The following is a 21,335-nucleotide window of genomic DNA, read 5'->3' as shown; positions in this document are numbered from 1 at the left end:
CGGGGGGCTCTCGTAGGGCCGGACGCCGAAACTCCTCGGCAAACCAGTACACCTAACTCGACCGCTCTGACACCTACGCATAATGGGGTTCGATCCACGACACGCCCTCTCTGAGGTGCGGAAGAACTTCACCTCGCTCAACTGGTGGCGAAACCGGGTGCTCGTCCCGTTCGTCTTCGGCACGGCGACACGGCTGTATCCGGGGTACCCCGGATACGACGAAGCCGTACACGTCATGAACGAAGACTGGGATACGATGGTCGTCCTCGACGCCTGCCGGGCGGACTACTTCGAGCGGTCCGTCGACCTCGACCGGTTCGACGAGTACCGGTCCCGCGTCAGCCTCGGGAGCCACTCCAGCGAGTGGACCCGACGGAACTTCCAGGGCGGGGCATTCGGTGACACGGTGTACGTGTCGGCCAACCCCCACACGGCGCTGGAGGCCGGCGACGCCTTCCATCAGGTGGTCGAACTCTGGGAGACCGACTTCGACGACGACGCCGGCGTCGTCCGCCCGGAGGTCGTCCGGGACGCCGCAATCGAAGCCTACGAGCAGTTCCCCGACAAGCGGCTGATTGTCCATTTCATGCAACCACACGGGCCGTTCATCGGCAGCGAGAACGCCGGCGAGTACGCCGACGAGACCGAATACTGGCAGGCCTACACCGACAACCTCGAGTACGTCCTCCCATACGCCGACGACGTAATCGACGCCGTCCCCGGGAAAACCGTCGTCACGGCCGACCACGGACAGGCTCACGCGACCGGCTTCGCGGACGCGCTGGGGCTGGGCGGCCACAAACCACGACTCCGACTGCCGGGACTCGTCGAAGTGCCCTGGGCGGTCCTCGACGGTGAGCGCCGCGAGATCCGCGCGGGCGAGACCAGTCAGGCCCAGGGCGAACGGGTTCAGGCTCGGCTCAAGGACCTGGGCTATCTCTGAGCACTCGGGATCGGAATTCCCTCACTCAACGTATCCGAGGTCTTCGAGTCGCCGTTTCACCTCGTCGCTTTCTTCGACCTCGGGGAGGTCGGTATCGGTAGCTCGAGCCTCGGCAACGTGGTCTTCCAGCAGAGCGCGGAATTGCTCGACGATTTCGGGACTCTCCGCGCTCACGTCGTGTTTTTCGCCGGGGTCCTCCGTGAGGTGGTACAACTCCACGGTGTCGGCCTTGCGGTCCCACAGGAGTTTCCACTCCGGAGTTCGGGTGGCGAGCATCTCGCCGCCCGAGGCGGTGCAAACGACGACTCGGTCCTCTCGGTCCTCGCCAGTCATTAGCGGTTCGAGACTGCGGCCCTGGACGGCCTCGGGCGTCTCGATGCCCAGCAGGTCGTACAGCGTCGGGGGTACGTCGATGAGCGACACCTGTTGGTCGATCTGCCGACCCTCACGGCCTGGCACGTCGAACACCAGCGGGATGTGGACGAGTTCGTCGTAATTATACGGATGGTGGCCGTATCTGTCGTGTTCACCGAACGCCTCGCCGTGGTCCGCCGTCACGACGACGGCCGTGTTCTCGCGGGCATCCTGTGTCTCGAGTTTTTCGAGAAGCCGATTCAGGTTATGATCCATGTAGCGAATCTCTCCATCGTAGAGATCGAGCAGGTCCGACCGGTCCTCCGCGGTCAGCGAGTCAGGATCCTCCTGCATCCGGCCGTTGAGGTCGGCGGTCCGCCGGGTCGATAGCGGGTCGACATCGATGTCTCTGAGGAACCGGTCCGGCGGCGTGAACGGGTAGTGGACATCCATATAGTGGAGCCACATAAAGTAGGGCGAGTCGCCGTCCCAGTCGGTCTCCAGCCAGTCGATGGCCCGATCCGTTATCTCTGTTGCCGGCGCGTAGGCGGAGGTATCCGTTGTCATCGTCACGTAGTGCCAGATGCGCCGCAGGATGCGGTAAAGCCGTGAGTCGGACGGAACTTGCTCGTCGACAAAGTTCTTTATTGTACGAGCGTCGTCGTCGTCCTCCGCACCGTCGTTGAACGTGTCGAACCCGTGGTTGTAGTTCTTCTCCGGGCCCAGATGGGGGTTGGAGTGGTACCCCACCGTTCGCATACCCGCGTCCTGCAGGGTGGCAGAGAGGAAGGGTCGCCGCCCGTCCAGGTACCGATACCCGCCGTACATCGCGGGGTACGTGCCGGTCAGGAGGGTCGGGAAACTGGAGGGCGTGTTGGGTCCGTTCGCAAACGCCCTGTCGAAGCAGAACCCGTCCCTGGCGAGACGTGACAGGGTGGGTGCCGGGGGAGCCGCCCTGTCCGACTGGAGAGCTCTGTCGTAGCGGAGACTGTCGATGGTGACGAGAACCACGTTCGAGACGGACATTTTATGTCCGACTTTCAACAGCGTCTATATCAGTTTTTCCCGTCGAGGGTTCGAAGCCGTCTATTCCGTAGTCCTCGGAAATCCAAACATATAGGGTCTTCTCTAGCGGTTGTAGGAACGACTCGAACCGCCAATGCCACGTCACGCAATCCTGATTACCGTCGACTGTTTGCGGTACGACCGGCTCTCAGTCGCCGGCTATGACCGGCTCGTCTCGCCGACGATGGACGCGCTCGCCGAGGCGGGGGCCTTCTGCGACGAGGCCATCGCGACGGGGCCGAACACCCGTACGAGTTTTCCGGGGATTCTCTGTTCGACCTATCCGCTGATGTACGGTGGGTACGCCCAGTTGACGGGCACCCGACAGGTTGTCAGCGAGGCGTTTCAGGACCGAGGATTCCGGACCGTCGGTGTCAATACAAACACGCAACTGCACTCACGGTTCGGCTGGGACCGCGGCTTCAATGTGTACTACAACAACGAACGGACGCTGGTCGACGACCAGTCACTCGATATAGAGACCGGCAACAGTAGCGACGACGGTTCACGTGCGGCGGAGTTCGTCGAGACGGCCAAGAAAAAAGTATACGCCTCGCTGGACCAGGATGGCCTCCCATACCGACTGGTCGAATCCGCCTATCGACGGGTAGCGACCCGTTCGGAACCTCACACGTCGGCCAGCGAGGCCGTCGACCGCGCCTTCCGGTACCTGGACGCGCTCCCCGGTGAGAAACCGCTCTTTCTGTGGGTTCACTTCATGGAGCCACACTCGCCATACGTCCCGCCGAGGTCCTACCGCGAGCAGTTCCTCGACGAACCGCTCTCGGACAGTGAGATGTGGCGCATCAATGACAAGGTGAATACGAACGAGGCAGACGCGACCGACCGTGAAGTTTCGATAATCTCGGATCTCTACGACGCTTCTATCAGAGAGGTTGACGACCAGATCGGACGCTTGGTCGAGGGCCTCCGTGAGCGTGGCTACTGGGAAGACGCGATGGCAATTCTCTGTGGCGACCACGGCGAGGAGTTCCGGGAACACGGCGAACTGGCACACGGCGGCCGACCCTACGACGAACTCGTCCGCGTACCGCTCATCGTCCGGCGTGGCGACGAGTCGATATCGTTCCCCGAGGGCGTGACCTCGACCATCGACATCGCGCCGACTCTACTCGACTCGACAGTCGAAGACGCGACCGTCCCCAGGCGGTTCCACGGTCTCTCGCTCGACCCCATCCTTCGGGGCGAGGAACCGATGCCCGAGGACCGGCCCGTCTTCAGCCAGGTCGCGGCAGGGGGCTGGCGGGAAATCGACCTGAACAACCGGCTAACTGCATGCCGGACCGACGAGTGGAAGTTCATCACCTCCGTCCGTGACGAGGACGCCGACGAACTGTTCTACATCCCCGAGGACCAGTACGAACAGAACGACTGCGCGGCGGCCAATCCGGAAACGGTCGATGCGATGATCGACCGCGTCGCGGATCAGTATGCGCTCGACGCCTACGAAAACTACGCCATCGAGGACGCGGTCGAACCCGACGACCTCGGCGACCAGCTCGAAGCTCTCGGATACGTGAAGTGACGGCCGAGTGGTTCTCAGCTTTCCTCCTCCTCGCGCAGCTCCATATATCCGAGCGCTTCCAGCTGTTCGCGGTCGACGTCGTCCTCCGGCTGACGTGGGTCTTCGACGTCGCGTTCGAAGACCGACTCGGGGATACACCGCGTCAGACGTGACGCCACGTCGGGGTTGTCCGCGAGGACGTTCTCGGTCTCGTCCGGGTCGGCGGTGAGGTCGTACAACTCTTCACCGTCTCCGGTGTCGATATACTTCCAGCCGTCGTGCCGGACCGCGACGGCTGGGTCCCGGTCGTTGGGCTGACCGAGTGCGACGACTTCGCGTGAGCCACCCTCGAACAGTGGCGTTCCCTGGAATCCGTACTCGCCCGGGTCGAGTCCGTGGAACTGGCAGATGGTCGGGGCGAGGTCGAGCAACTGTCGCTGCTCGGTGACCGTCGCGCCGCCCGTCGGGTCTGTCGCTCGCTTGGCCAACAGAGGGACGTGGAGGAGTTCGTCGTAGGGGTAGTTGCGGTGGAAGTAGTTCCCGTGGTCGTAGAACTCCTCGCCGTGGTCGCTGGAAAACAGGAGATTCGTCTCGTCCCAGAGCCCCTTCTCACGGAGATAGTCGAACAGGCGAGCGATGTGTCGCGAACAGTACCGGATGTCCGAGTCGTAGAGGTCGGTCATCAGTCGGCGGTCGGCGGCCGAAACCGCGTCGGGGTCGGTCCCGGCGGTCTCCATCAGGTCGTAGATGCGGTCCGGGTCGACGGGGCCGTCTAGGTACGCCGGGTCGTCGTCGTGGACGCCGTACGGGCGGTGGGCCTCCATGTAGTGGACCCACAGAAAGAACTCCTCGCGGTCCGCAGCCTCGAACCAGTCGATTACCCGGTCGGTCACGGCTTCGGCTTCGGTGTAGCCGCTGTGCTCGAACGGCGTCTCTGGGTAGAGCTTCCGGTACGGCCGTCTCAGTGCTTCGTAGAGCCCGTTCGCGCCTCGGCGCTGGAGTTGCTGACTGAGCCACGTCGCCACCTTGTTCACCCGATACCCGATCAGTTCTGTCACCGGTCGGTCGGCGTTAGCCTCGTCGAAGTTCTCGTCGCGGCCGAGGTCAAGCGTCTCCCCGTACTCGAACCCCCCATGAACGAGTCCGATACCGGTTTGCGTCCCGATCACGGCCGTCTCGACGCCACTCGCCTCGAGCGTCGGCGCGAGTTTCCGGCTGGCGTCCAGATTCTCGTAGGCGAGATAGCGCGACGTCTGAAACGACGGGACGGAGATGCGGGTGTACGTCCCGTTTGCGAACGCAGATTCGAACCGAGTCCCCGCCCCCGTGAGGTCGTCCAGCACCGGCATCGTGTCGCGTTCGTACCCGTACTGACCGAGGTGGTCGGCCCGGAGCGCGTCGACGGTCAGCAGTAACGTCTTCATCGGTGGAGAGGTCAGTCGCGTGTCTGATAAAGCATTCCGAGTCGTGCCGCGGGCGAATCAGGCCTCGATGTCCGAAAGAAACACGCCGCGGTCGGCGGCGACACACAACCGCTCGAACGCCTCGAACCTGTCCGCAAGTTGCATACACGCCGGATGCGCCAGGACAGTCCCGACGGTGCCGGCATCACGGTGGGCGTCGGCGGACTCCAGTACCCACTCGGCCCAGTCGGCGGGCGCGTGCGACTCGGTCCCAAACGGTCCCTCGAACTCGTCTTCAGCGACGAAGTCGCGCGTCCGGAACGCGTGGTACACGTGCTCGTGGTCCGGCGGTGTGTTGATTGGAACGACGGTCAGCCTGTCGACAGTCCGGACGTCTCCGTCGGGCTCGACGGCGTCGGAGAAGTGGGTGATTCCGTACCGCGAGAGGAGTCGAGGAGTGTGACTGTCGTGCCGGTATGCGTGGTCCCGCCAGCACCGGAGGACGACACCGAGGTCGGCGAACGACGAGATTGTTTTCTGTATCTCGTAGGATTGGAACACGCGCGGCCCGTTCCACGAGCCGATCCGGCCGGCGGTGAGCTTTCCCAGCGCGCGCCAGGCCGAGTGGACGGGCGTGGTGAACGCCCAGTAGTTGTGCCCTCCGAGTTCGACATTGTCCATCTCTGCCAGCGTGCGTATCCGCTGGGGGTCTTCCTCGACGCATTTGCCCGTGCAAAACAGCGTCACCGGAACGTCGTGTTCGGCTGCAATCTCGGCGTACTCGACGGCCGCCTCGAGTTCGGTCCCATCGAGAAACTCCTGGTCGCGGGTCGCCATCGACATGTGGTGTACGTCGCCGGTGATGCAGACGGTCATTCGAGATACCCGAGGTCTTCGAGTCGGTCTTGGACATCCTCGCGTGCCGTGTCGGTAGCCGCGTCGAAGGGGAGTGGCTCACAGGTCTTGACCTCGCGACCGCCGAACAGCGCCAGCGGCGTCCCGTCCACGTCGGTCGGAACGGCACAGTCCACGCTGTGGAGGACCGTCGGAGCGACGTCGGTGATCGAGATGGGGCCGTCGATATCGGTCGCTTCGACCGCCGGTCCGTCGGCCAGAAAGAGCCCAGTCCGAACGTTCTCGGCGTCCCACTGGCCCGCGTCCGCGAACACTGGGTTGGTGCCGATGGCGCCGCTCGTGTGGACGCCCGGTCGCTGGTCGAAGACGATCTCCGGGGCGTCTTCGACGAAGGGGCCGTCGTACGCCTCCTCGCGCCGCATCACCTGTCGTGTGACAGGGTCGCCATCACCGTCCCGCAGAGACGCGAGATCGTCGAGCAGCGCGTCGACCGTTCCGGAGTCGTCGTCGATGACGTAGACGAGCCCCTGTCCGCTGGCGACCGCTCTCGACCGCTCCCAGTCGATTTTTTCGAGCTTCTGCTCGCGTTTGAACCCCTCGTCGTCTTCGGGGAGTCGGTCGGTGACCGAATCCGGCGTCAACCGGGTCACTAAACCGTGGACACCCAACTTGTGAGCGAGTTTCGAGAGCCGTTGCTTGTTCATCCCGTACTCAGTGAGCAGCCCCGCGGTGTCGTCGGTGACGAGATATCCCTGCTTTTCGAGCCAGGAGTTGACATAGAAGACGGTATCGACGTCCCTGCATCCGTGGTCGGACATCAATAGCAGGGTCGCGTCGGGGTGGGCCGCTCGAATCGCGCCGATTTGTTCGTCGATGAGTTCCCAGGCTCGACGGGTCGGCCCACCGCGCCAGAAGAAGTGCTGAAGCACGTTGATGTAGAAAACGGTACAGTGTGCCACGTCCACGTCGCTGTTGTCCAGTCGTTCCCGGAACGTGAGTAGTCGCTGTTCGATCAGGTCGACCACCGCCTCGGCCTCGTCGCGGTCGTCCTTCGAGGTGACCGGGACGTCGGGCTGCAGCCGGTACCCCTCCATGTCGAGCCGGTTGCCGAGTTCCGGCGGATGCGTGTACGCTTCCTGTTCACTGTCCGGCCCGCCGGCGATCATGAACTCGTCCACCTCGAACGGCGGATACGTCATCGGGAGGTTCACGATTCCGGCCGTCTGGCCCGCTTCGTTGAGATAGTCCCAGTAGTTCGCACTCTTGAACGACCGGGAATCCGGTGTCGTGAGCGTCCGCTGGTCGGTGTCGATGGTCTCCCACCAGAACACGCCGAGTTTGCCCGGGTTCTTTCCGGTCGAGTAACACCGCCAGTTCGGGCAGGTCACCGGCGGGAAACAGCTGTGCATGTCGGTCCAGACCCCTTCGTCGCGAAGCGCCGCGATGTTTGGCAGTCGTTCTTCCTCCAGCCAGGGTTCGAGCAACGCCCAGTTGGCCCCGTCGAGGCCGAGTACGATCGTCTCAGTCATTGATATCGGTCCCCCGTCGCCCGGAACCGGTTGTACCGCCGGGCGACACTCGATTCGAGTTGGTCATCGAAGGCGTCCGTTGAGAAGGTTTCGACCGCCTCGCGTGGCTCGGCCGCGATGCCATCCCGCTCGAACCGCTCGACAGCGTCGCCGATCCCTGCTGGCGTCCCGTCGTGTCGGTAGCCGTTCTCGCCGTCCTCGACGAAGAGGCCGGGAAACCCCTCGTCGCGGGTCAACACGGCCTTCCCGCTGGCGTTCGCCTCGATGAGGACGATTCCGAAGTCCTCGTCGTGGCCGTTGAACACCAGCGCGCGACAGGTCGCGAGCAGATCGTACTTTTCGGTCTCGTCGACGAACCCGCGGTAGTCGATGGCGTCGGCGCGTCGGATGCGGTCCATCACCCGCTCGTTCACGTCGCCGCGGCCGCCCGCTAGCACGAGTCGGTGGTCGCTCCCTGCGAACGCCTCGACGGCGGCGGGAACGCCCTTCTCCTCGTCGAGTCGGCCGAGGTGGAGATAGAAGCCCTCGTCGCCGCGGTTCTCGTATTCGGAGAGATCGACCGGCGGGTACAGAACCTCCGAGTCACGGTCGTAGAACTTCCGGATACGGCGGGCGACGACCGGACTGTTGGCGAAGTACCCGTCGACGCGCGGGTCGACGGTGGCGTCGCGCATCCGCAGGTACCGCACCAGCGGCCGGGCGAGTTGCCCGACGAGCGAGTCTTTCCGGTCGTGGTAGCGGTCGTAGAACCACCGCGGCGGCGAGTGACAGTAGTTCAGGTGGAGGGTATCGTCGGGTGTGATGACCGCCCGCGTCGTCGCGCCCGAGGTCACCAACACGTCCAGGTCACCGTACTCGCGCCAGTCCACGTCCTCCCAGAGGGCGTACTCGAAGACGCGGCCGGCCGTCGCCTGGAGCTGCCGGAACAGTGACGGGGAGAGGTCCCGAGTCACGTTCACGAACCGAACGTCGCCGTAGGGATTGGGGTCGACGGGGTCGGGTTCCCCGAGCGTGTAGACCCGGTCACAGTCCAGTGCCTCGGCGAGGTGGGTGACGAGGTACTCGGCACCACCCCAGGCGTTGATTCCCCAGTGTGCGACGGCCACGTCCAGGTCGGCGAGTGTCGTGGTCGTCGCGTCGCCGGCACCGGTGTCGCCGTTCGTCGCCCCGCCTCTCATTGTCGGGGCCAGCAACGGCGCGCGCTTAAGCGTACCGACGACGGAACGAACCGGCGGTTTCACCGCCACTTCGTCGCGCCGTAGAGGTAGCCCAGTCCCACCGCGGCGGTGAACACGAACAACATCACGAACTGGAGCGCCTTCTCGCGTGAGGGGGCCGCGAAGAGCCCCTTCAGCCGTTGTGGGACGAACTCCCCGAGCAGTTGACCGAGGAAGTCGTACTCCTCGCCGGTCGATTCGGGGACCAGCACTTCCATCCCGCGTTTGGAGTAGCCCTGCCAGAAGGCGCGGTCGAGCAACCACGCCGGTTCGGTCCGATACTGGAACACCTTGTGCGCCACGCGTGCGTCTGGATTGTAATAGACCCCGGCGTCGTGGGTTTCGCTCAGCCGGGCACAGAGTTCGGTCTCACCACCCTGGAGGTTCTCGTCGCCCTGCCGGCCGCCGATGTCTGTGTCGAACCCGTCGAGTTCGAGGAACACGTCCCGACGAAACGAGATGTTCGAGCCAAACGTGTTGCGAACCTCGCCGGGGCCGTCGGCGAAGCCGCGCTGGGTGACCCCGACGAGAAAGTAGAACTCCTCCGGGAGGAACGTCGGCCGACCGGCAACCCACTCGGGCGTCATCTTTCCGCCGGCGGCCATAGCCTCCCGGTGCTCGTAGGCCTCGACGAGTTGGGCGACCCACGTCTCGTCGGCGACAGCATCGTCGTCGATGAACGCGACCACGTCACCGGTGGCGATTTCGGCTCCGTTGTTTCGGCTCTCCAGCAGGCCGACGTTCTCGTCGTTGCAGTGGGTAATCACGTCCTCGTGGTCACCGAAGCCGGCCCGGAACTGCTCGTAGACGGCCTCGGAGCCGTCGCTGACGAGCACCAGCTCCGTGTCGTCGTGTGTCTGTTCGAGGACGCTGTTGGCGGCCTCGGTGAAGGCGTCGTAACGGTCGAGCGTGTGGGTACAGAGAACAACCGAGACCCGCATACCGGCCGCTGTGCTTCCGGCCGGCAAAGGTATTTCTATCCAGCTGCGCTGTCGGGTGGCCAGTTGCCCACCGTCCGGGTCTCGTTCCCGCCGGTGTAGACGACTCGGACAGACGTGTCCGTCGTGATTGGCTTGCCGTACGTTCCGGTTCCGGTCAGCTGGATGGTCGAGCCCTGGGAAATCGTCTCCGATTCGCTCGTGTTGGCGAGTGTCGCCCAGGTGACGTTCGTCTCATCGCTGACGAGCGCCAGCTCCCCAGCCGGAATCGAATCGCCTCCAGTGAACGTCACGACCAGCGCCGAGTCGTCGGGGAAGTGCTCGAAGGAAAACTCCGCGCGCGTCTCGTTGCCCTCGTCTGCGGATGGGGCGTACAGGACGCCAAGCCCGAGGCCGGCCGAGAGTAGCAGGGCCATAACGATTAGCGACCCGGCGGCGACGCTGTCCGTCACGGTGACGGCGCGTTCGTCGCTTCGGGCCGTCCGCTGTGAGTCCTGTCGGGTCATCGTCGAGGAACCGGCGCGTCGATGCGGACGCAACGGGGTTCCCGATTTTTTGCGGCAGGCACACCTGAGTGTTGTGCTGGTGTCGACGTTCGATTCGAAGACCGCAACTCCGGACGGACGGCCGCAGAAGTCCTGACGAGCCGGTCTCCGAGCCAGGAGGTCGCGGGTGAGAGGAAGACGATTTGACAAAGCTTATCCGCCAGTTCGTTTTTACCCCGGGCAATGAGTCAACGCCGGGGGTACTTCGAGGATTTCGATATCGGCACCGTCCTCGAAGACGTCCAAGACTGGTATCATATTCCGACGCTGGTCGTGTTGCTCGGGTTCATGTTGTGGGTCCGGGTGCAGAGTTGGAGCAACTTCGTCGGTGACGGACGGGTGTTCTTCTCCGGGAACGACGCGTGGTATCACTACAGACAGACCCTCTACGTCGTGAACCAGTGGCCACAGACGATGCCGTTCGACCCGTGGACGTACTTTCCGTACGGGACTGCGTCCGGTCAGTTCGGGACGCTGTTCGACCAGTTGGTCGCGACGGCGGCGCTGATCGTCGGGCTCGGAAACCCGAGCGAACAGACGGTCGCGATGACGCTACTGGTCGCACCCGCCGTGTTCGGGACGCTCGTGGCGATTCCAGTGTATTTCGCCGGCAGGCGACTCGGCGGTCGGTTCGGCGGTCTCGTCAGTGTGTTGATCCTGGCGCTGTCTTCCGGGAGCTTCCTCAACCGGAGTCTCGTGGGCTTCTCCGACCACCAGGTCGCAGAGGCGCTGTTCCAGATGGTCGCGGTACTGGCGATTATGACCGCCATCGCGGTCGCCGAAGAGGAGATGCCGGTTTGGGAACTCGTCGCCAACCGGGAGTGGGACGCGCTTCGGCGGCCCGCGGGTTGGGCGACACTGGCCGGCGTCGCTCTGGCGCTGTACATCTGGGTGTGGCCCCCCGCGCTCCTGTTGGTCGGTATCTTCGGCGTCTTTCTCGTGATTCAGATGAATCTGGACTACCTCCGCGGTCACAGCCCGGAGCACGTCGCCTTCGTGGGCGTGGTCGCGCTCGGAGTCACCGGGTTGCTCTCGCTCGTCCCGGTCAGCACGTTCGAGGTGACGGGGGTCGACTTCTCGTTCATGCAGCCGTTGCTCGCGTTCGCGGTGGCTGCCGGGGCCGTGTTCATGGCCTGGCTGGCCCGGCAGGTCGACAGTGCCGACATCGACCGGCGGGCGTACCCGGGCATCGTGTTCGGTGCCATCGCGGCTGTGGCCGTGCTGGCGGCTGTGGCGGTCCCCGAAGTCTTCGGCTACATCGTGAAGAACACGGAACGGTTCATCGGACTGGGCGGCGGTGCGCAGGCACAGACCATCGGCGAGGCACAACCGCTCCCGATCGGTGACCTGCTCCCGCGGCTGTTCGGAAACTACGGCCTTGCCTGGTTCGGTGCCTTCGCTGGCCTGCTCGTGTTGTTGATCGGCCAGATTCGCGGCACAGAACGCCGAGGGGAGACGGTCTTCGTGATGCTCTGGACGGTGATGATGTTGCTGGCGACGTTGACCCAGGTCCGCTTCGGGTACTACCTCTCGCTCCCCGTCGCGGTGCTGAACGCCTACCTCGTCGCGTTGATCGCCAAGTACATCTCCCCGAGTGGGTCGCTCGAAGAGGTCGAGACGTTCCAGGTGTTGACGATAATCGCGGTTCTGATCCTGGTCATCGCCCCGATGATCGTGCCGCTGGCCAGCAACTCCTCGACGGCGGTCCAGGCCGGAAGCCGGGCCGGGCCGAGTTCCGGTGTCGTCGGCTGGACGGACAGCCTCGATTGGATGGAGAACAATACCCCGGCTCCAGGGACGTACGGCGGTGCGGACAACCGGATGGAGTTCACCGGGTCGTTCCCGAGAGTGGACGATTACGACTATCCCGGCGGGGCATACGGTGTGATGTCCTGGTGGGACTACGGACACTGGATCACACAGCGAGCAGAACGTATCCCGAACGCCAACCCGTTCCAGCAGGGCGCGGGCGACGCGGCGAACTTCCTGCTCGCACCCAACGAGAAACAGGCGAACGACGTGCTGGCGACCGTCAGTGAAGACAACGCAAAAACGCGGTACGTCGTGATCGACTGGAAGATGGTCAACACGTACTCGCGGCTCTCACGCGGGAAGTTCTTCGCACCGATCGTCTTCAACGAGAGCACCACGGCCACGGACTACTACAGCCGCGTGATCGACATCAGTAGCGGACAACCAAGGGTCGGATACAACCTCAAGACCCAGCGTTACTACGAGAGCATGGTCAACCGTCTGTGGCAGTTCCACGGGAGCGGCCAGCAACCACAGCCCATCGTCATGGACTACGACACGAGGCAGGCCCAGAGCGGGGAGCTGAAAGTGCTTCCGACGGACGATCGCCAGCCGTACCGCGTCTTCAACTCGATGCGAGGGGCGCGTGAGTTCGTCCAGAACGACAGTACCGCACAGGTCGGTGGTGTCGGGCCGAACCCGCCGGAGGCCGTCGACGCACTGGAACACTATCGGCTGGTCCACCGCTCGGACACGTCCGCGATACAACGCGGGAGTCCGTACGCCCGCGGGTTCCAGCGTGAGGTGTCCTCGCTGGCGGGTGGTGTCGGCCAAGTCCGGAACAGTTCACGCAACCAACTGCGGGGCATCCAGAACATCCTGCTCGGACGGGGCAACCCGGCACCGCCCTGGACGAAGGTGTTCGAGCGCGTTCCCGGTGCGACTATCGAGGGAACCGGACCGGCAAATCGGACGGTGATTGCGTCGGTCCAGATGCAGCCGAGTACCACGAACGCGACGTTCCGGTACACCCAGCGCGCCCAGACGGGGCCGGACGGCGAGTTCAATATGACGGTGCCGTACTCGACGACGGGCTACGAGAACTGGGGCACCGAGGCGGGCTACACCGACGTGGCCGTCAAAGCCAACGGCCCATACCGGATCAGCACGCCCGTGTTCCGGAGTCTGGGTAGTGGCGGAAGCTACCTGTACAACACCACGGCCCAGGTGAGCGAGGGGAGGGTCATCGGCGAGGACGACTCACCAGTGCAGGTCGAACTGTCGCGAACGAACCTCAGCCAGCCACAAATCGACGACAGCGAGCCGTCGACGAACGAGACGAGCGGCGATGGTGTGACGAACGAGACGAGTGATGGAGCCAGCGAGACCAACTCGACCAACACGTCGGCCGACGGGTCGGAGAGTCAGCCGTTGATAGCCGAACCCGCAGGCGGCGCTAATATCGTCGCGCCCTGACCGCCACGGGACAGTTTCGGCGTAGCCGTCTCCGGTTCGGTCTACTGGTCCCAGTGTTCGCGGTCGCTCGTATCACTGTCGGGCCCCGTGTCGACCCAGGCGGCCGTCACGAGCGCCACGAGGACGACGACGCCAACGTGCCGTATCGGGACGACGCCTGCGAGTGCGGAAAACTGCGCGAGCATCGGGGCAGGTTCGAGCGTCGGGAACGCCAGAATCGGGGCCACACCGGCCACGGCGAGTCCGAAGACGAAAACCGCGATGTCACGTCCGTTCGCTGGCATACATCCTACTCGTCTGACATCCGAAATAAGTTCAGGGTGCCAGTTACGAAATATGAAAATTCAATCTCTAACCGGGCAGGAGGGTACTACCGGTTTCGAGAACGCTCGTCGGACGGAGCGCTGACGCGCGTGGGGACACACGCGGTGACGGGTCGTCCGTCGTCGAGTGCGCGTCCGACTGGGACGGTGTCGGGAACGCGCGCCGAGCCGGGTCGCTTTTGCCGCTGGGGCTGGACAGCACGCACGATGATTAGAGCATTCGACGGTGTCGAACCGGCCATCGCCGACTCCGCGTACGTCGACCCGGCGGCCACGGTCATCGGTGACGTCACGCTGGAAGCGGAGGCCAGCGTCTGGCCCGGGACGGTTCTCCGTGGCGACCACGGCGGAATCGTCCTCCGGGAGGGCGCGAACGTGCAGGACAACGCGACGCTCCACGAGGGCGCCGAGGTCGGCCCGTACGCGACGGTCGGACACAACGCCATCGTCCACGGGTCGACGGTCGGGGAGCGAGCGATGGTCGGGATGGGCGCTATCGTGCTTGACCGCTCGACTATCGGTGCGGAGAGTCTCGTAGGGGCGAACAGCGTCGTCACCGAGGACACCGACGTTCCGGAGTCCGTGCTGGTCGCCGGTCAGCCCGCGGACGTGGTCAAGGAAGTCGAAGACTCCGTCTGGAAGTACGCGGGCGACCAGTACGTACAGATTGCCCGGGAGCACGCCGAAACCGACGAGCCCATCGCCGAGGCGCACGTCCCCGAGGAAGACTGACGGCTCGGTCGGGCCGGGGCCTCACGCTGTCTGTCCCACACACCCTGCGAGCCAGTCGGCAAAGTCGGCGGCGACGTCGGCAGCGTCGAACCGCTCGACCGCGGGCACGTCGTGAGGGTGTAACTCGGCGATTCGTTCCGTTGCCGCTTCGTACTCGCCGTCCGTGGTCTTGATCAGCAGAATCTCCTCGTCGTCGGTGTGAACCTCGCCGTTCCACCGATAGGTCGACCGGCAGGGGACGCGGTTCACGCAGGCGGCGTATTGTTCCTCGACGAGCTGTTCGGCGAGCGATGCCGCGTCTTCCGGTGGCACAGTCACGAACACTGTCGGCATGGCTCGAACGACGGTCGGCGGGCAAAAACGCCTTCCGCCGGTCAGTGCTTGACGACGCTGAGTCGGTCGTCACCCCCCGTGGGCACCAGACGGCGGCTCAGAAACCGGCCGACCGGCCCGCGTGACCGGCGAGACCGCCGTCGGCTCCGCGGGAACGGTCACCCCTCGAAGGGGTTGTAATCGCCGTTGATGTCCCACTCGTGAAGACAGTGAGGGTTACCAACCGCTTTCTCCTCGCCGTCTGTGACGATGACCCAGGTGTCACGTTCCGCTTCCCAGCGGTCGTGGCGGCCACAGCGCTCGCAAACCCGTTCCGTGGGCGGGATGACCTCTGTCATATGTAACAGGAGGGTAGCCACCCAATATGAAGCTCCCGACTGCCGTCGAATCGACCGCCGCACGTCGGTGGACTGGTCGGCCGCCGAGTCGGAACGAAAAGATTATTTTGGTTCATTTGCCATCGTCCCGTATGAATGGAATCGACCCGTACAAACCAGGAGAATCAGTGTACGAGTGTGTGTCTTGTAGCCGTCAAATCCGAACGGACGGCCACTTGTCGTCGTGTGAGGAGTGTGGCGGCGAGGTGCGTAATATCGCCGTTCCGCGCGAGTAGCTAGAAGTCGGGGAGGTCGTCGGGGGGTTCGTAGTCGGTCTCCCAGTCGATGTAGTCGTCTTTCAGCACCTCACAGACGATCTGGCCGAGTTCGGTGAGCCCCGCGTTGATAGATGAGACGGTCCCCCACGAGTCCAGGTCTGGGTGGAGGTCGTGTTGTTTCCAGTCCTCTGGGAGCCCTGGGGCGTGGTACCCGACGCGGTCGGCGTGTGAGTCCCAGAAGAAGTCGAACCGTTCGACCAGTTCGAGATCGGTCACGATATCGTACTCTTCGGCGTCTATATCCGTACTGTCGCACCACTTGCCGAAGGCCCGGTCCCAGGCCCCGTCACCGAGGAACTCCTCGATTTCGTCGCGCCGAAAGTCCGTGTCACCGACGACTTCGGCGTCCTCGTACTCGTTGGGGTCGAACGCTTCCAGTTCCGGCGGGTCGGGGGCGTCAACATCTAGTTCCATGATCCGTAGTAGGACGGCGGCGGTGAAAAGAGCGGCCTTCGGACTCTGTCCGGCCGACTGTCTGTCAGTTCTCGTGGTCGTCGTTCTCGTTGCTCTCCCGGGCGGCTTCTCTGAACGCTTTGCCCCGGTCGCTCGGAACCGCGAGTTCGGGGACACTCCGGGACTCGAACGACTCGTCGATAGCGACGTAGACGCGGCGGGACTCTGTGGTTCGCTCCGCCTCGGCGGTTCGGAGGCCCTCACGGACGGTCCGTACCTGGACGCACATAGTCGTGTCCCCGAGCTTGGAGACGTCGCTCTCGATGACCCCGCTCTCGCCGACTGGAATGGGTCCACCGAAGTTGGTCTGTTCCATCCGAGTCGTGAGAACGTCGCTCTCGGCGAACCGAATCGCCGACGTCGCGCCGATCTCGTCCATCCACTTCAGGACGTTCCCGCCGTGGGTGGTGTCGAGGTTGTTCGCGTGGCTGGGCCGGATCGTCGTGCGGTTCTCGATGTACGTGTCCATCAGAGCCGGCATCTGCCCCGGCTTCCAGTCGGCACAAACGGAGTCTTCCGAGCCGTCGACCGCGACCGACCGGGCGCCGTTGTCCCGACAATCGTAAGACCGGGGGTTGTCTATGACGGTGCAATGACCGAACGGTCGGCTTCGCCGCCGAACGATCCGCCGGACCCTTCTGGGGAGGGGAGTGTGACGGTACTCGGGACCGCTCACGTCTCCGAAGAGAGCGTCCAAGAGGTCGAGGAGACCATCGAAGCGGAACAACCGGACGTCGTTGCCGTCGAACTCGACGACGGACGGTACCGCCAGCTCAAAGGCGAAACCCCCGACGACCTCGACCCGAGCGACCTGCTCGGTGGGAACACGGTGTTTCAGTTTCTGGCTTACTGGATGCTGTCGTACGTCCAGTCGCGACTGGGCGACCAGTTCGACGTCGACCCCGGTGCTGATATGATGGCTGCGGTCGAGACGGCCGAGACCTTCGGACTCGGCGTCGCACTAGTCGACCGCGACATTCAGACCACTATCCAGCGGTTCTGGTCCCGACTCACCGGTGTAGAGAAAGTCAAACTACTGGGCGGACTGCTGGCCGGTGTCGCAGACCCCGTCGTCGCCGGGATGACCGTCGGATTCTCTCTCGGTGTGTTCCTCGCGATTCCGCTGGAACTGCTCGCCGGGCCCCTGCTGTTTGGCGGTGTCGGACTCGGGACAGGTGTCCTCGTCGGTATTTTCGACGGGCTGATGCTCGTGGTCACTATCGGTCTCGCGGTCGGTATGCCGGTTGTCCTCCTGCTTACCGGGTCCGGGTCCGGCGAGGAAGCGGACCTGGAGGAGTTGGACATGTCCGAGATGACGAACACGGACGTGGTATCTGCGATGATGGAGGAGTTCCGCCGGTTTTCCCCCGGTGGCGCGGAGGCACTGATCGACGAGCGCGACGCCTATATCGCCCACAATCTGGTCGAGTTGCGCGAGGCCGGATACTCGGTGGTCGCCGTCGTTGGCGCGGGCCACCGGGCGGGAATCGAGGGGTACCTCGACCGACCCGAGACTCTCCCGCCGATGGAGTCACTCGTCGGTGTCGAGTCCGGTCGCCGGTTCTCGCTGTTCAAACTCTTTGGCTACCTGTTCACACTCGGGTTCCTGGCGATTTTCGCCCTGCTGGTGCTGGCGGTCGCGACCGGTGTCGAGGGCATTTCGACTGGGTTGTTGCTCCAGATCTTCGGCTCGTGGTTCCTGATCAACGGGCTCATCGCGTTCGTGCTGGCGAAACTCGCCGGCGCACACTGGCAGAGCGCGACCGTCGGCGGAGCCGTCGCCTGGCTCACCAGCCTCAACCCGTTGCTGGCACCGGGCTGGTTCGCCGGCTACGTCGAACTCCGGTACACTTCGGTCAATATCGGCGACATCAGCACGCTCAACGAGATTATGGGCGACGAGGAGGCACCGGTTCGAGACCTGTTCGCTCGAATGCAGAACGTCCCCCTGTTCAGACTCATTCTGATCGTCGCGATGACCAACGTCGGGAGCATGGTCGCCAGCGCGCTGTTCGGCGTAGTCCTGTTACCGTACTTCTTTGCCGAGATCGGCTCGACGGGCGAGGTCGTTCAACTGATGGCCAAGGGTGCCGAGAACAGCGCCCGCCTGCTCTGGGGGCTGGTCGCGTGAACATCCGGTTTTCGTCCCGTGAACTGCTGGACCTCGGGGCCGCCTGGGTCGCGCTGAGCGTGGCGTTCAGTATCCTGCTGATTCCCGGCCTCCGGGGCATCTCGGTCCCGATGGCCACCCGGACCTTCGGTCTGAGCTTTCTCACCGTGGGCGTCGCCTTCCTCCTGCACGAACTGGCTCACAAGATCGTCGCGATCCGATTCGGTAAGATCGCCGAGTTCCGGGCGGACTACAGTATGCTGTTCGTCGCAATCATGGGGGCAGCAGTCGGCTTCCTCTTTGCCGCACCTGGCGCGGTGTATCATCGAGGCCGGTCGACGCTCCGACAGAACGGCCTGATCGCGCTCGCCGGGCCGATAATGAACCTCGCCCTCGCGGCTCTCTTCGCGCCGCTCGCGTTCTTCGGCGACGGCTTTGTCGGCTCAATCGGCGGGCTTGGGCTATCGATCAACCTCGTTCTCGCGGCGTTCAATATGGTCCCGTTCGGGCCGCTGGACGGAAACACGGTGAAAGAGTGGAACGTCCCAGTGTTCGTGGTCGTGTTCGTTCCCTCGCTGGCCCTCGGACTGTGGGCGCTGTTCGGGTTCGGTCTGTTCTGAGGGCAGCTCGGCGGACGGAAGCGATCCGGGGTTTATGTAACTCCTGGCCTGGAGTGACGTATGCACGAGGCCACGCGACGCAGATATCTGGTCGCTGCAGTCGGTGTCGCTGGATTGAGCGGCTGTCAGGACGCGCTCAGTGACGCTGAGCGAAACCGCGGCGACGACGGATCGGGCGACGATTCGGAGGACACACCCGAGTCCGACTCGGCAGGCCCGAAAGAGGTCGTGGAGACGTTCTACCGGGCGTTGAATCAGAGCGCGTTCGAGGCCGCAAACGAACGGCTGCACAGCGAGACGCTGGAGCAACCGGTGACCGAGGAGCGGTACGGCCGGTTCACCGAGAGCGAACTCTCGGTCGAGTCGGTCGAGACGATAGAGGACGGGGAGTCGAAGGTAATCGTCCGGTCGAGTGTACGGATTCTCGCGCCGGAGATGAGCGAACCGATCACCGACTCCATCGAGATGGAACTCCGGACGGAGGACGGTGAGTGGCGGATCTACGCGTCCGGGCCGCGCGTCCAGTACGGAGACCCGGAGACACAGGAGCCGACGCCGGACCGAAACGACCAGTCGGAGACCGGATCGGAGGCGACCGGCGAGCCGACGAGGGTCGTCACGGAGTTTTACAGCGCACTCGACGCCGGGGACCGGACCGCCGCAAACGCACAACTCCACAGCGAGGCGAGGGTCAGCGTGACGGGACAGGCGGCCGACAACATGGCGGACGCGTCGCTGTCGGTCGCCGACGTGACGCTGGCCGAGGAGGGAACCGACACCGCGACGGTCGAGGCCACGGTGACGCTCTCGTCGGCGGACCGACGCCAGGATGTGCAGAACCGGGTCCGGATCGAACTGCGGCCCGAAGACGGCCGGTGGAAGCTCTACTCGGTGGCCCAGGTGAACTGACACTGCGGCGCGGACTCGGCGAAGGAGCCTGTGTGTCGGCGGGGGACCGACGGGCTTTTGCGCGCGCCGGGCACGTTCTCGCGTATGACCGACGACGCTGACGACGGGATGACCTACGCCGAGGCCGGGGTGGACATCGACGCCAGCGAGGCGGCGACGGCCGCCCTGATCGGCGCGACCGAAGGGTTCGAGGGCGACTTCGCGGGGCTGCTCGATATCGGCGACCGCTATCTGGCGCTGGCGGCCGACGGCGTCGGGACGAAGCTCCTCGTCGCCGAGGCCATCGACGACTACTCGACGATCGGCATCGACTGCATCGCGATGAACGTCAACGACCTCGTGGCCGCGGGCGTCCGCCCGATTGCGTTCGTCGATTACCTCGCCGTCGCCGAACCCGACGACGAGACCAGCCAGCAGATCGGCGAGGGACTGGCCGAGGGGGCCGACCGCGCGAACGTCGAACTCGTCGGCGGCGAAACCGCGGTGATGCCGGAAGTCGTCAAGGGGCTGGACATCGCCGGGACCTGTGCCGGACTGGCCGAGAAGGGGGCGTTGTTCCCCGGGGAAGCCGAAGCCGGCGACGCCATCGTGGGGTTTCCGTCCAGTGGCATCCACTCGAACGGCCTGACGTTGGCGCGCAAGGCCGCGACGGAAAACCACGAGTACACCGACCCGTTCCCGCCGAACCCCGACCGCTCCATCGCCGAGGAACTGCTGGAACCGACTCGTATCTACACCGACCTCCTCGATCCGCTCCGGGACCACGACACGAACGCCGCGGCACACGTCACCGGCGGCGGCTGGGGGAACCTCACCCGGATGGGCGACTTCCGCTATGAGATCACCGATCCCTTCGAGGCCCAGCCAGTCTTCGAGTTCGTCCAGGAGGAGGGGAACGTAACAGACGAGGAGATGCACCGCACGTTCAACATGGGGACCGGCTTCGTGGCGGCGCTGGAACCGGAGGCTGCCGACGCAGTGGTCGCGGCGACCGATGGGCGTGTCGTCGGCACGGTGGAGGACGGCGAGGAGACGGTCGCAGTCCGCGGACTGCGGTTGTAACACCGCGCTCGAACCGAACGAGAGCGCGTCTTTTTTCGACCTTTTCCGACGAGCGGTGGTGAGCGTAGCGGGCTGCCCGAAAAAGGTGAATGCCGAAGCAGTGAACTACCCCGACCTACCGCGCTTGGGCCTGCCCGGCCCTCGCTTGTTGAGGTCGGGGCTTTCTGTTTCTGTGTCGGAACTTGCAGGAACAACTCCCACAGCGGTTCCAGACTCCACAGGCGATTTCCCTTTACAGGCGGTTTGGAGTGTCCCACTCCTACCGGTTGGACACTCGACCACAACCGACGGTGCGCGCTTCTTGTCGCGCTTGAACACCACCAGAGACGTGGTGAGCATCGTACTACCATCTTCGACCGCAGGGATAGTAAGGGCATGCAGTGTAGCGGAAGTGAAACGATGACGGCGTGGACGAATCGCTCCGCGATTCGTTCGCACACCAGAAATCGGAGATTTCCGGGGACGCTGTATCCCCTCTACCCGCTCCCTCCGGTCGCTCCTTGAGGAAGGGGGCTTAGCGCCTGCAAAACAGCTAA

Annotated in this window: 21 protein-coding genes; 9 read left to right on the top strand and 12 right to left on the bottom strand. The window is 64.3% G+C overall.

Annotated elements, in window-relative coordinates; translation table 11 throughout:
• Positions 1-82: 82 nt before the first annotated feature.
• Positions 83-943 (top strand): alkaline phosphatase family protein, encoded by an 861-nt coding sequence (locus Q0964_RS04110; RefSeq protein ID WP_299263749.1) that lies wholly within the window; start codon positions 83-85, stop codon positions 941-943.
• A 21-nt stretch (positions 944-964) separates the two neighbouring features.
• Here Q0964_RS04110 and Q0964_RS04105 read toward each other — a convergent pair whose 3' ends face one another.
• Positions 965-2,323 (bottom strand): sulfatase family protein, encoded by a 1,359-nt coding sequence (locus Q0964_RS04105; protein WP_299263747.1) that lies wholly within the window; start codon positions 2,321-2,323, stop codon positions 965-967.
• 133 nt (positions 2,324-2,456) lie between these two features.
• Here Q0964_RS04105 and Q0964_RS04100 point away from each other — a divergent pair, with 133 nt between their 5' ends.
• Entirely contained in the window at positions 2,457-3,908 is a 1,452-nt protein-coding gene (locus Q0964_RS04100; protein WP_299263744.1) for a sulfatase, read from the top strand.
• Positions 3,909-3,922: 14 nt separating this feature from the next.
• On the opposite strand, the gene Q0964_RS04095 is transcribed toward Q0964_RS04100, so the two are convergent.
• Genes Q0964_RS04095 through Q0964_RS04070 form a run of 6 tightly spaced genes read right to left on the bottom strand, consistent with a single transcriptional unit; the run spans position 3,923 to position 10,335 of the window.
• Positions 3,923-5,311: a sulfatase family protein gene (locus Q0964_RS04095; RefSeq protein WP_299263741.1), complete on the bottom strand. Its 1,389-nt coding sequence runs from the start codon at positions 5,309-5,311 to the stop codon at positions 3,923-3,925.
• Between the two features lie 57 nt (positions 5,312-5,368).
• A complete protein-coding gene (locus Q0964_RS04090) occupies positions 5,369-6,166 on the bottom strand; it encodes a polysaccharide deacetylase family protein (RefSeq protein ID WP_299263738.1) in 798 nt (265 codons plus the stop codon).
• On the bottom strand, positions 6,163-7,674 hold the full coding sequence (locus tag Q0964_RS04085; RefSeq protein ID WP_299263735.1) for an alkaline phosphatase family protein: 1,512 nt from the start codon (positions 7,672-7,674) through the stop codon (positions 6,163-6,165). The genes Q0964_RS04090 and Q0964_RS04085 overlap by 4 nt, the downstream gene beginning before the upstream one ends.
• Entirely contained in the window at positions 7,671-8,852 is a 1,182-nt protein-coding gene (locus Q0964_RS04080) for a glycosyltransferase (RefSeq protein ID WP_299263732.1), read from the bottom strand. Before Q0964_RS04080 ends, Q0964_RS04085 begins: the two co-directional genes overlap by 4 nt.
• A 59-nt stretch (positions 8,853-8,911) precedes the next feature.
• On the bottom strand, positions 8,912-9,832 hold the full coding sequence (gene aglG, locus Q0964_RS04075) for a glucosyl-dolichyl phosphate glucuronosyltransferase (protein ID WP_299263730.1): 921 nt from the start codon (positions 9,830-9,832) through the stop codon (positions 8,912-8,914).
• 35 nt (positions 9,833-9,867) lie between these two features.
• Positions 9,868-10,335: a hypothetical protein gene (locus Q0964_RS04070; protein WP_299263728.1), complete on the bottom strand. Its 468-nt coding sequence runs from the start codon at positions 10,333-10,335 to the stop codon at positions 9,868-9,870.
• A 222-nt stretch (positions 10,336-10,557) separates the two neighbouring features.
• On the opposite strand from Q0964_RS04070, the gene Q0964_RS04065 reads away from it, so the two are divergent.
• Positions 10,558-13,602, top strand: a complete 3,045-nt coding sequence (locus tag Q0964_RS04065; protein ID WP_299263725.1) for an oligosaccharyl transferase, archaeosortase A system-associated — start codon at positions 10,558-10,560, stop codon at positions 13,600-13,602.
• A 41-nt stretch (positions 13,603-13,643) separates the two neighbouring features.
• Here the strand turns inward: Q0964_RS04065 and Q0964_RS04060 are convergent, their stop codons facing one another.
• On the bottom strand, positions 13,644-13,886 hold the full coding sequence (locus tag Q0964_RS04060) for a hypothetical protein (RefSeq protein WP_299263723.1): 243 nt from the start codon (positions 13,884-13,886) through the stop codon (positions 13,644-13,646).
• 246 nt (positions 13,887-14,132) lie between these two features.
• Between Q0964_RS04060 and Q0964_RS04055 the strand changes: the two genes are divergently transcribed.
• Positions 14,133-14,657, top strand: a complete 525-nt coding sequence (locus tag Q0964_RS04055; RefSeq protein WP_299263720.1) for a gamma carbonic anhydrase family protein — start codon at positions 14,133-14,135, stop codon at positions 14,655-14,657.
• 21 nt (positions 14,658-14,678) lie between these two features.
• Here the strand turns inward: Q0964_RS04055 and cutA are convergent, their stop codons facing one another.
• A complete protein-coding gene (gene cutA / locus Q0964_RS04050) occupies positions 14,679-14,990 on the bottom strand; it encodes a divalent-cation tolerance protein CutA (protein ID WP_299263717.1) in 312 nt (103 codons plus the stop codon).
• Between the two features lie 158 nt (positions 14,991-15,148).
• Positions 15,149-15,328 carry an HEWD family protein gene (locus Q0964_RS04045; protein ID WP_299263715.1) on the bottom strand — a complete coding sequence of 60 codons (180 nt, stop codon included), beginning with the start codon at positions 15,326-15,328 and terminating at the stop codon, positions 15,149-15,151.
• Positions 15,329-15,354: 26 nt separating this feature from the next.
• On the opposite strand from Q0964_RS04045, the gene Q0964_RS18300 reads away from it, so the two are divergent.
• Positions 15,355-15,603, top strand: a complete 249-nt coding sequence (locus tag Q0964_RS18300; protein ID WP_349254431.1) for a rubrerythrin-like domain-containing protein — start codon at positions 15,355-15,357, stop codon at positions 15,601-15,603.
• On the opposite strand, the gene Q0964_RS04035 is transcribed toward Q0964_RS18300, so the two are convergent.
• On the bottom strand, positions 15,604-16,059 hold the full coding sequence (locus tag Q0964_RS04035) for a DUF7992 family protein (RefSeq protein ID WP_299263709.1): 456 nt from the start codon (positions 16,057-16,059) through the stop codon (positions 15,604-15,606).
• Between the two features lie 64 nt (positions 16,060-16,123).
• Positions 16,124-16,567 (bottom strand): acyl-CoA thioesterase, encoded by a 444-nt coding sequence (locus Q0964_RS04030; protein ID WP_349254430.1) that lies wholly within the window; start codon positions 16,565-16,567, stop codon positions 16,124-16,126.
• Between the two features lie 123 nt (positions 16,568-16,690).
• Here Q0964_RS04030 and Q0964_RS04025 point away from each other — a divergent pair, with 123 nt between their 5' ends.
• From Q0964_RS04025 to purM, 4 genes are all read left to right on the top strand, one after another.
• Positions 16,691-18,229 (top strand): TraB/GumN family protein, encoded by a 1,539-nt coding sequence (locus tag Q0964_RS04025; RefSeq protein WP_299263703.1) that lies wholly within the window; start codon positions 16,691-16,693, stop codon positions 18,227-18,229.
• On the top strand, positions 18,226-18,828 hold the full coding sequence (locus tag Q0964_RS04020; protein WP_349254429.1) for a zinc metalloprotease: 603 nt from the start codon (positions 18,226-18,228) through the stop codon (positions 18,826-18,828). Before Q0964_RS04025 ends, Q0964_RS04020 begins: the two co-directional genes overlap by 4 nt.
• A gap of 60 nt (positions 18,829-18,888) precedes the next feature.
• Complete coding sequence (locus tag Q0964_RS04015) at positions 18,889-19,737, top strand: hypothetical protein (protein WP_299263700.1); 849 nt, start codon at positions 18,889-18,891, stop codon at positions 19,735-19,737.
• 84 nt (positions 19,738-19,821) lie between these two features.
• Positions 19,822-20,799 (top strand): phosphoribosylformylglycinamidine cyclo-ligase, encoded by a 978-nt coding sequence (gene purM, locus Q0964_RS04010; protein ID WP_299263697.1) that lies wholly within the window; start codon positions 19,822-19,824, stop codon positions 20,797-20,799.
• Positions 20,800-21,335: the final 536 nt, after the last annotated feature.

Origin of the sequence: Halorientalis sp. (genome assembly GCF_028275115.1) — an archaeon.
Lineage (GTDB): Archaea > Halobacteriota > Halobacteria > Halobacteriales > Haloarculaceae > Halorientalis.
The sequence above is the reverse complement of the archived record's forward strand: the minus strand, read 5'-3'. Positions and strand labels throughout refer to the sequence as shown.

Bases quoted from the DNA above. Each gene is read 5' to 3' on its own strand.
- Q0964_RS04110 (WP_299263749.1), top strand. From the start codon at position 83: ATGGGGTTCGATCCACGACACGCCCTCTCTGAGGTGCGGAAGAACTTC.
- Q0964_RS04105 (WP_299263747.1), bottom strand. From the start codon at position 2,323: ATGTCCGTCTCGAACGTGGTTCTCGTCACCATCGACAGTCTCCGCTAC.
- Q0964_RS04100 (WP_299263744.1), top strand. From the start codon at position 2,457: ATGCCACGTCACGCAATCCTGATTACCGTCGACTGTTTGCGGTACGAC.
- Q0964_RS04095 (WP_299263741.1), bottom strand. From the start codon at position 5,311: ATGAAGACGTTACTGCTGACCGTCGACGCGCTCCGGGCCGACCACCTC.
- Q0964_RS04090 (WP_299263738.1), bottom strand. From the start codon at position 6,166: ATGACCGTCTGCATCACCGGCGACGTACACCACATGTCGATGGCGACC.
- Q0964_RS04085 (WP_299263735.1), bottom strand. From the start codon at position 7,674: ATGACTGAGACGATCGTACTCGGCCTCGACGGGGCCAACTGGGCGTTG.
- Q0964_RS04080 (WP_299263732.1), bottom strand. From the start codon at position 8,852: ATGAGAGGCGGGGCGACGAACGGCGACACCGGTGCCGGCGACGCGACG.
- aglG (WP_299263730.1), bottom strand. From the start codon at position 9,832: ATGCGGGTCTCGGTTGTTCTCTGTACCCACACGCTCGACCGTTACGAC.
- Q0964_RS04070 (WP_299263728.1), bottom strand. From the start codon at position 10,335: ATGACCCGACAGGACTCACAGCGGACGGCCCGAAGCGACGAACGCGCC.
- Q0964_RS04065 (WP_299263725.1), top strand. From the start codon at position 10,558: ATGAGTCAACGCCGGGGGTACTTCGAGGATTTCGATATCGGCACCGTC.
- Q0964_RS04060 (WP_299263723.1), bottom strand. From the start codon at position 13,886: ATGCCAGCGAACGGACGTGACATCGCGGTTTTCGTCTTCGGACTCGCC.
- Q0964_RS04055 (WP_299263720.1), top strand. From the start codon at position 14,133: ATGATTAGAGCATTCGACGGTGTCGAACCGGCCATCGCCGACTCCGCG.
- cutA (WP_299263717.1), bottom strand. From the start codon at position 14,990: ATGCCGACAGTGTTCGTGACTGTGCCACCGGAAGACGCGGCATCGCTC.
- Q0964_RS04045 (WP_299263715.1), bottom strand. From the start codon at position 15,328: ATGACAGAGGTCATCCCGCCCACGGAACGGGTTTGCGAGCGCTGTGGC.
- Q0964_RS18300 (WP_349254431.1), top strand. From the start codon at position 15,355: ATGAAGCTCCCGACTGCCGTCGAATCGACCGCCGCACGTCGGTGGACT.
- Q0964_RS04035 (WP_299263709.1), bottom strand. From the start codon at position 16,059: ATGGAACTAGATGTTGACGCCCCCGACCCGCCGGAACTGGAAGCGTTC.
- Q0964_RS04030 (WP_349254430.1), bottom strand. From the start codon at position 16,567: ATGGACACGTACATCGAGAACCGCACGACGATCCGGCCCAGCCACGCG.
- Q0964_RS04025 (WP_299263703.1), top strand. From the start codon at position 16,691: ATGACCGAACGGTCGGCTTCGCCGCCGAACGATCCGCCGGACCCTTCT.
- Q0964_RS04015 (WP_299263700.1), top strand. From the start codon at position 18,889: ATGCACGAGGCCACGCGACGCAGATATCTGGTCGCTGCAGTCGGTGTC.
- purM (WP_299263697.1), top strand. From the start codon at position 19,822: ATGACCGACGACGCTGACGACGGGATGACCTACGCCGAGGCCGGGGTG.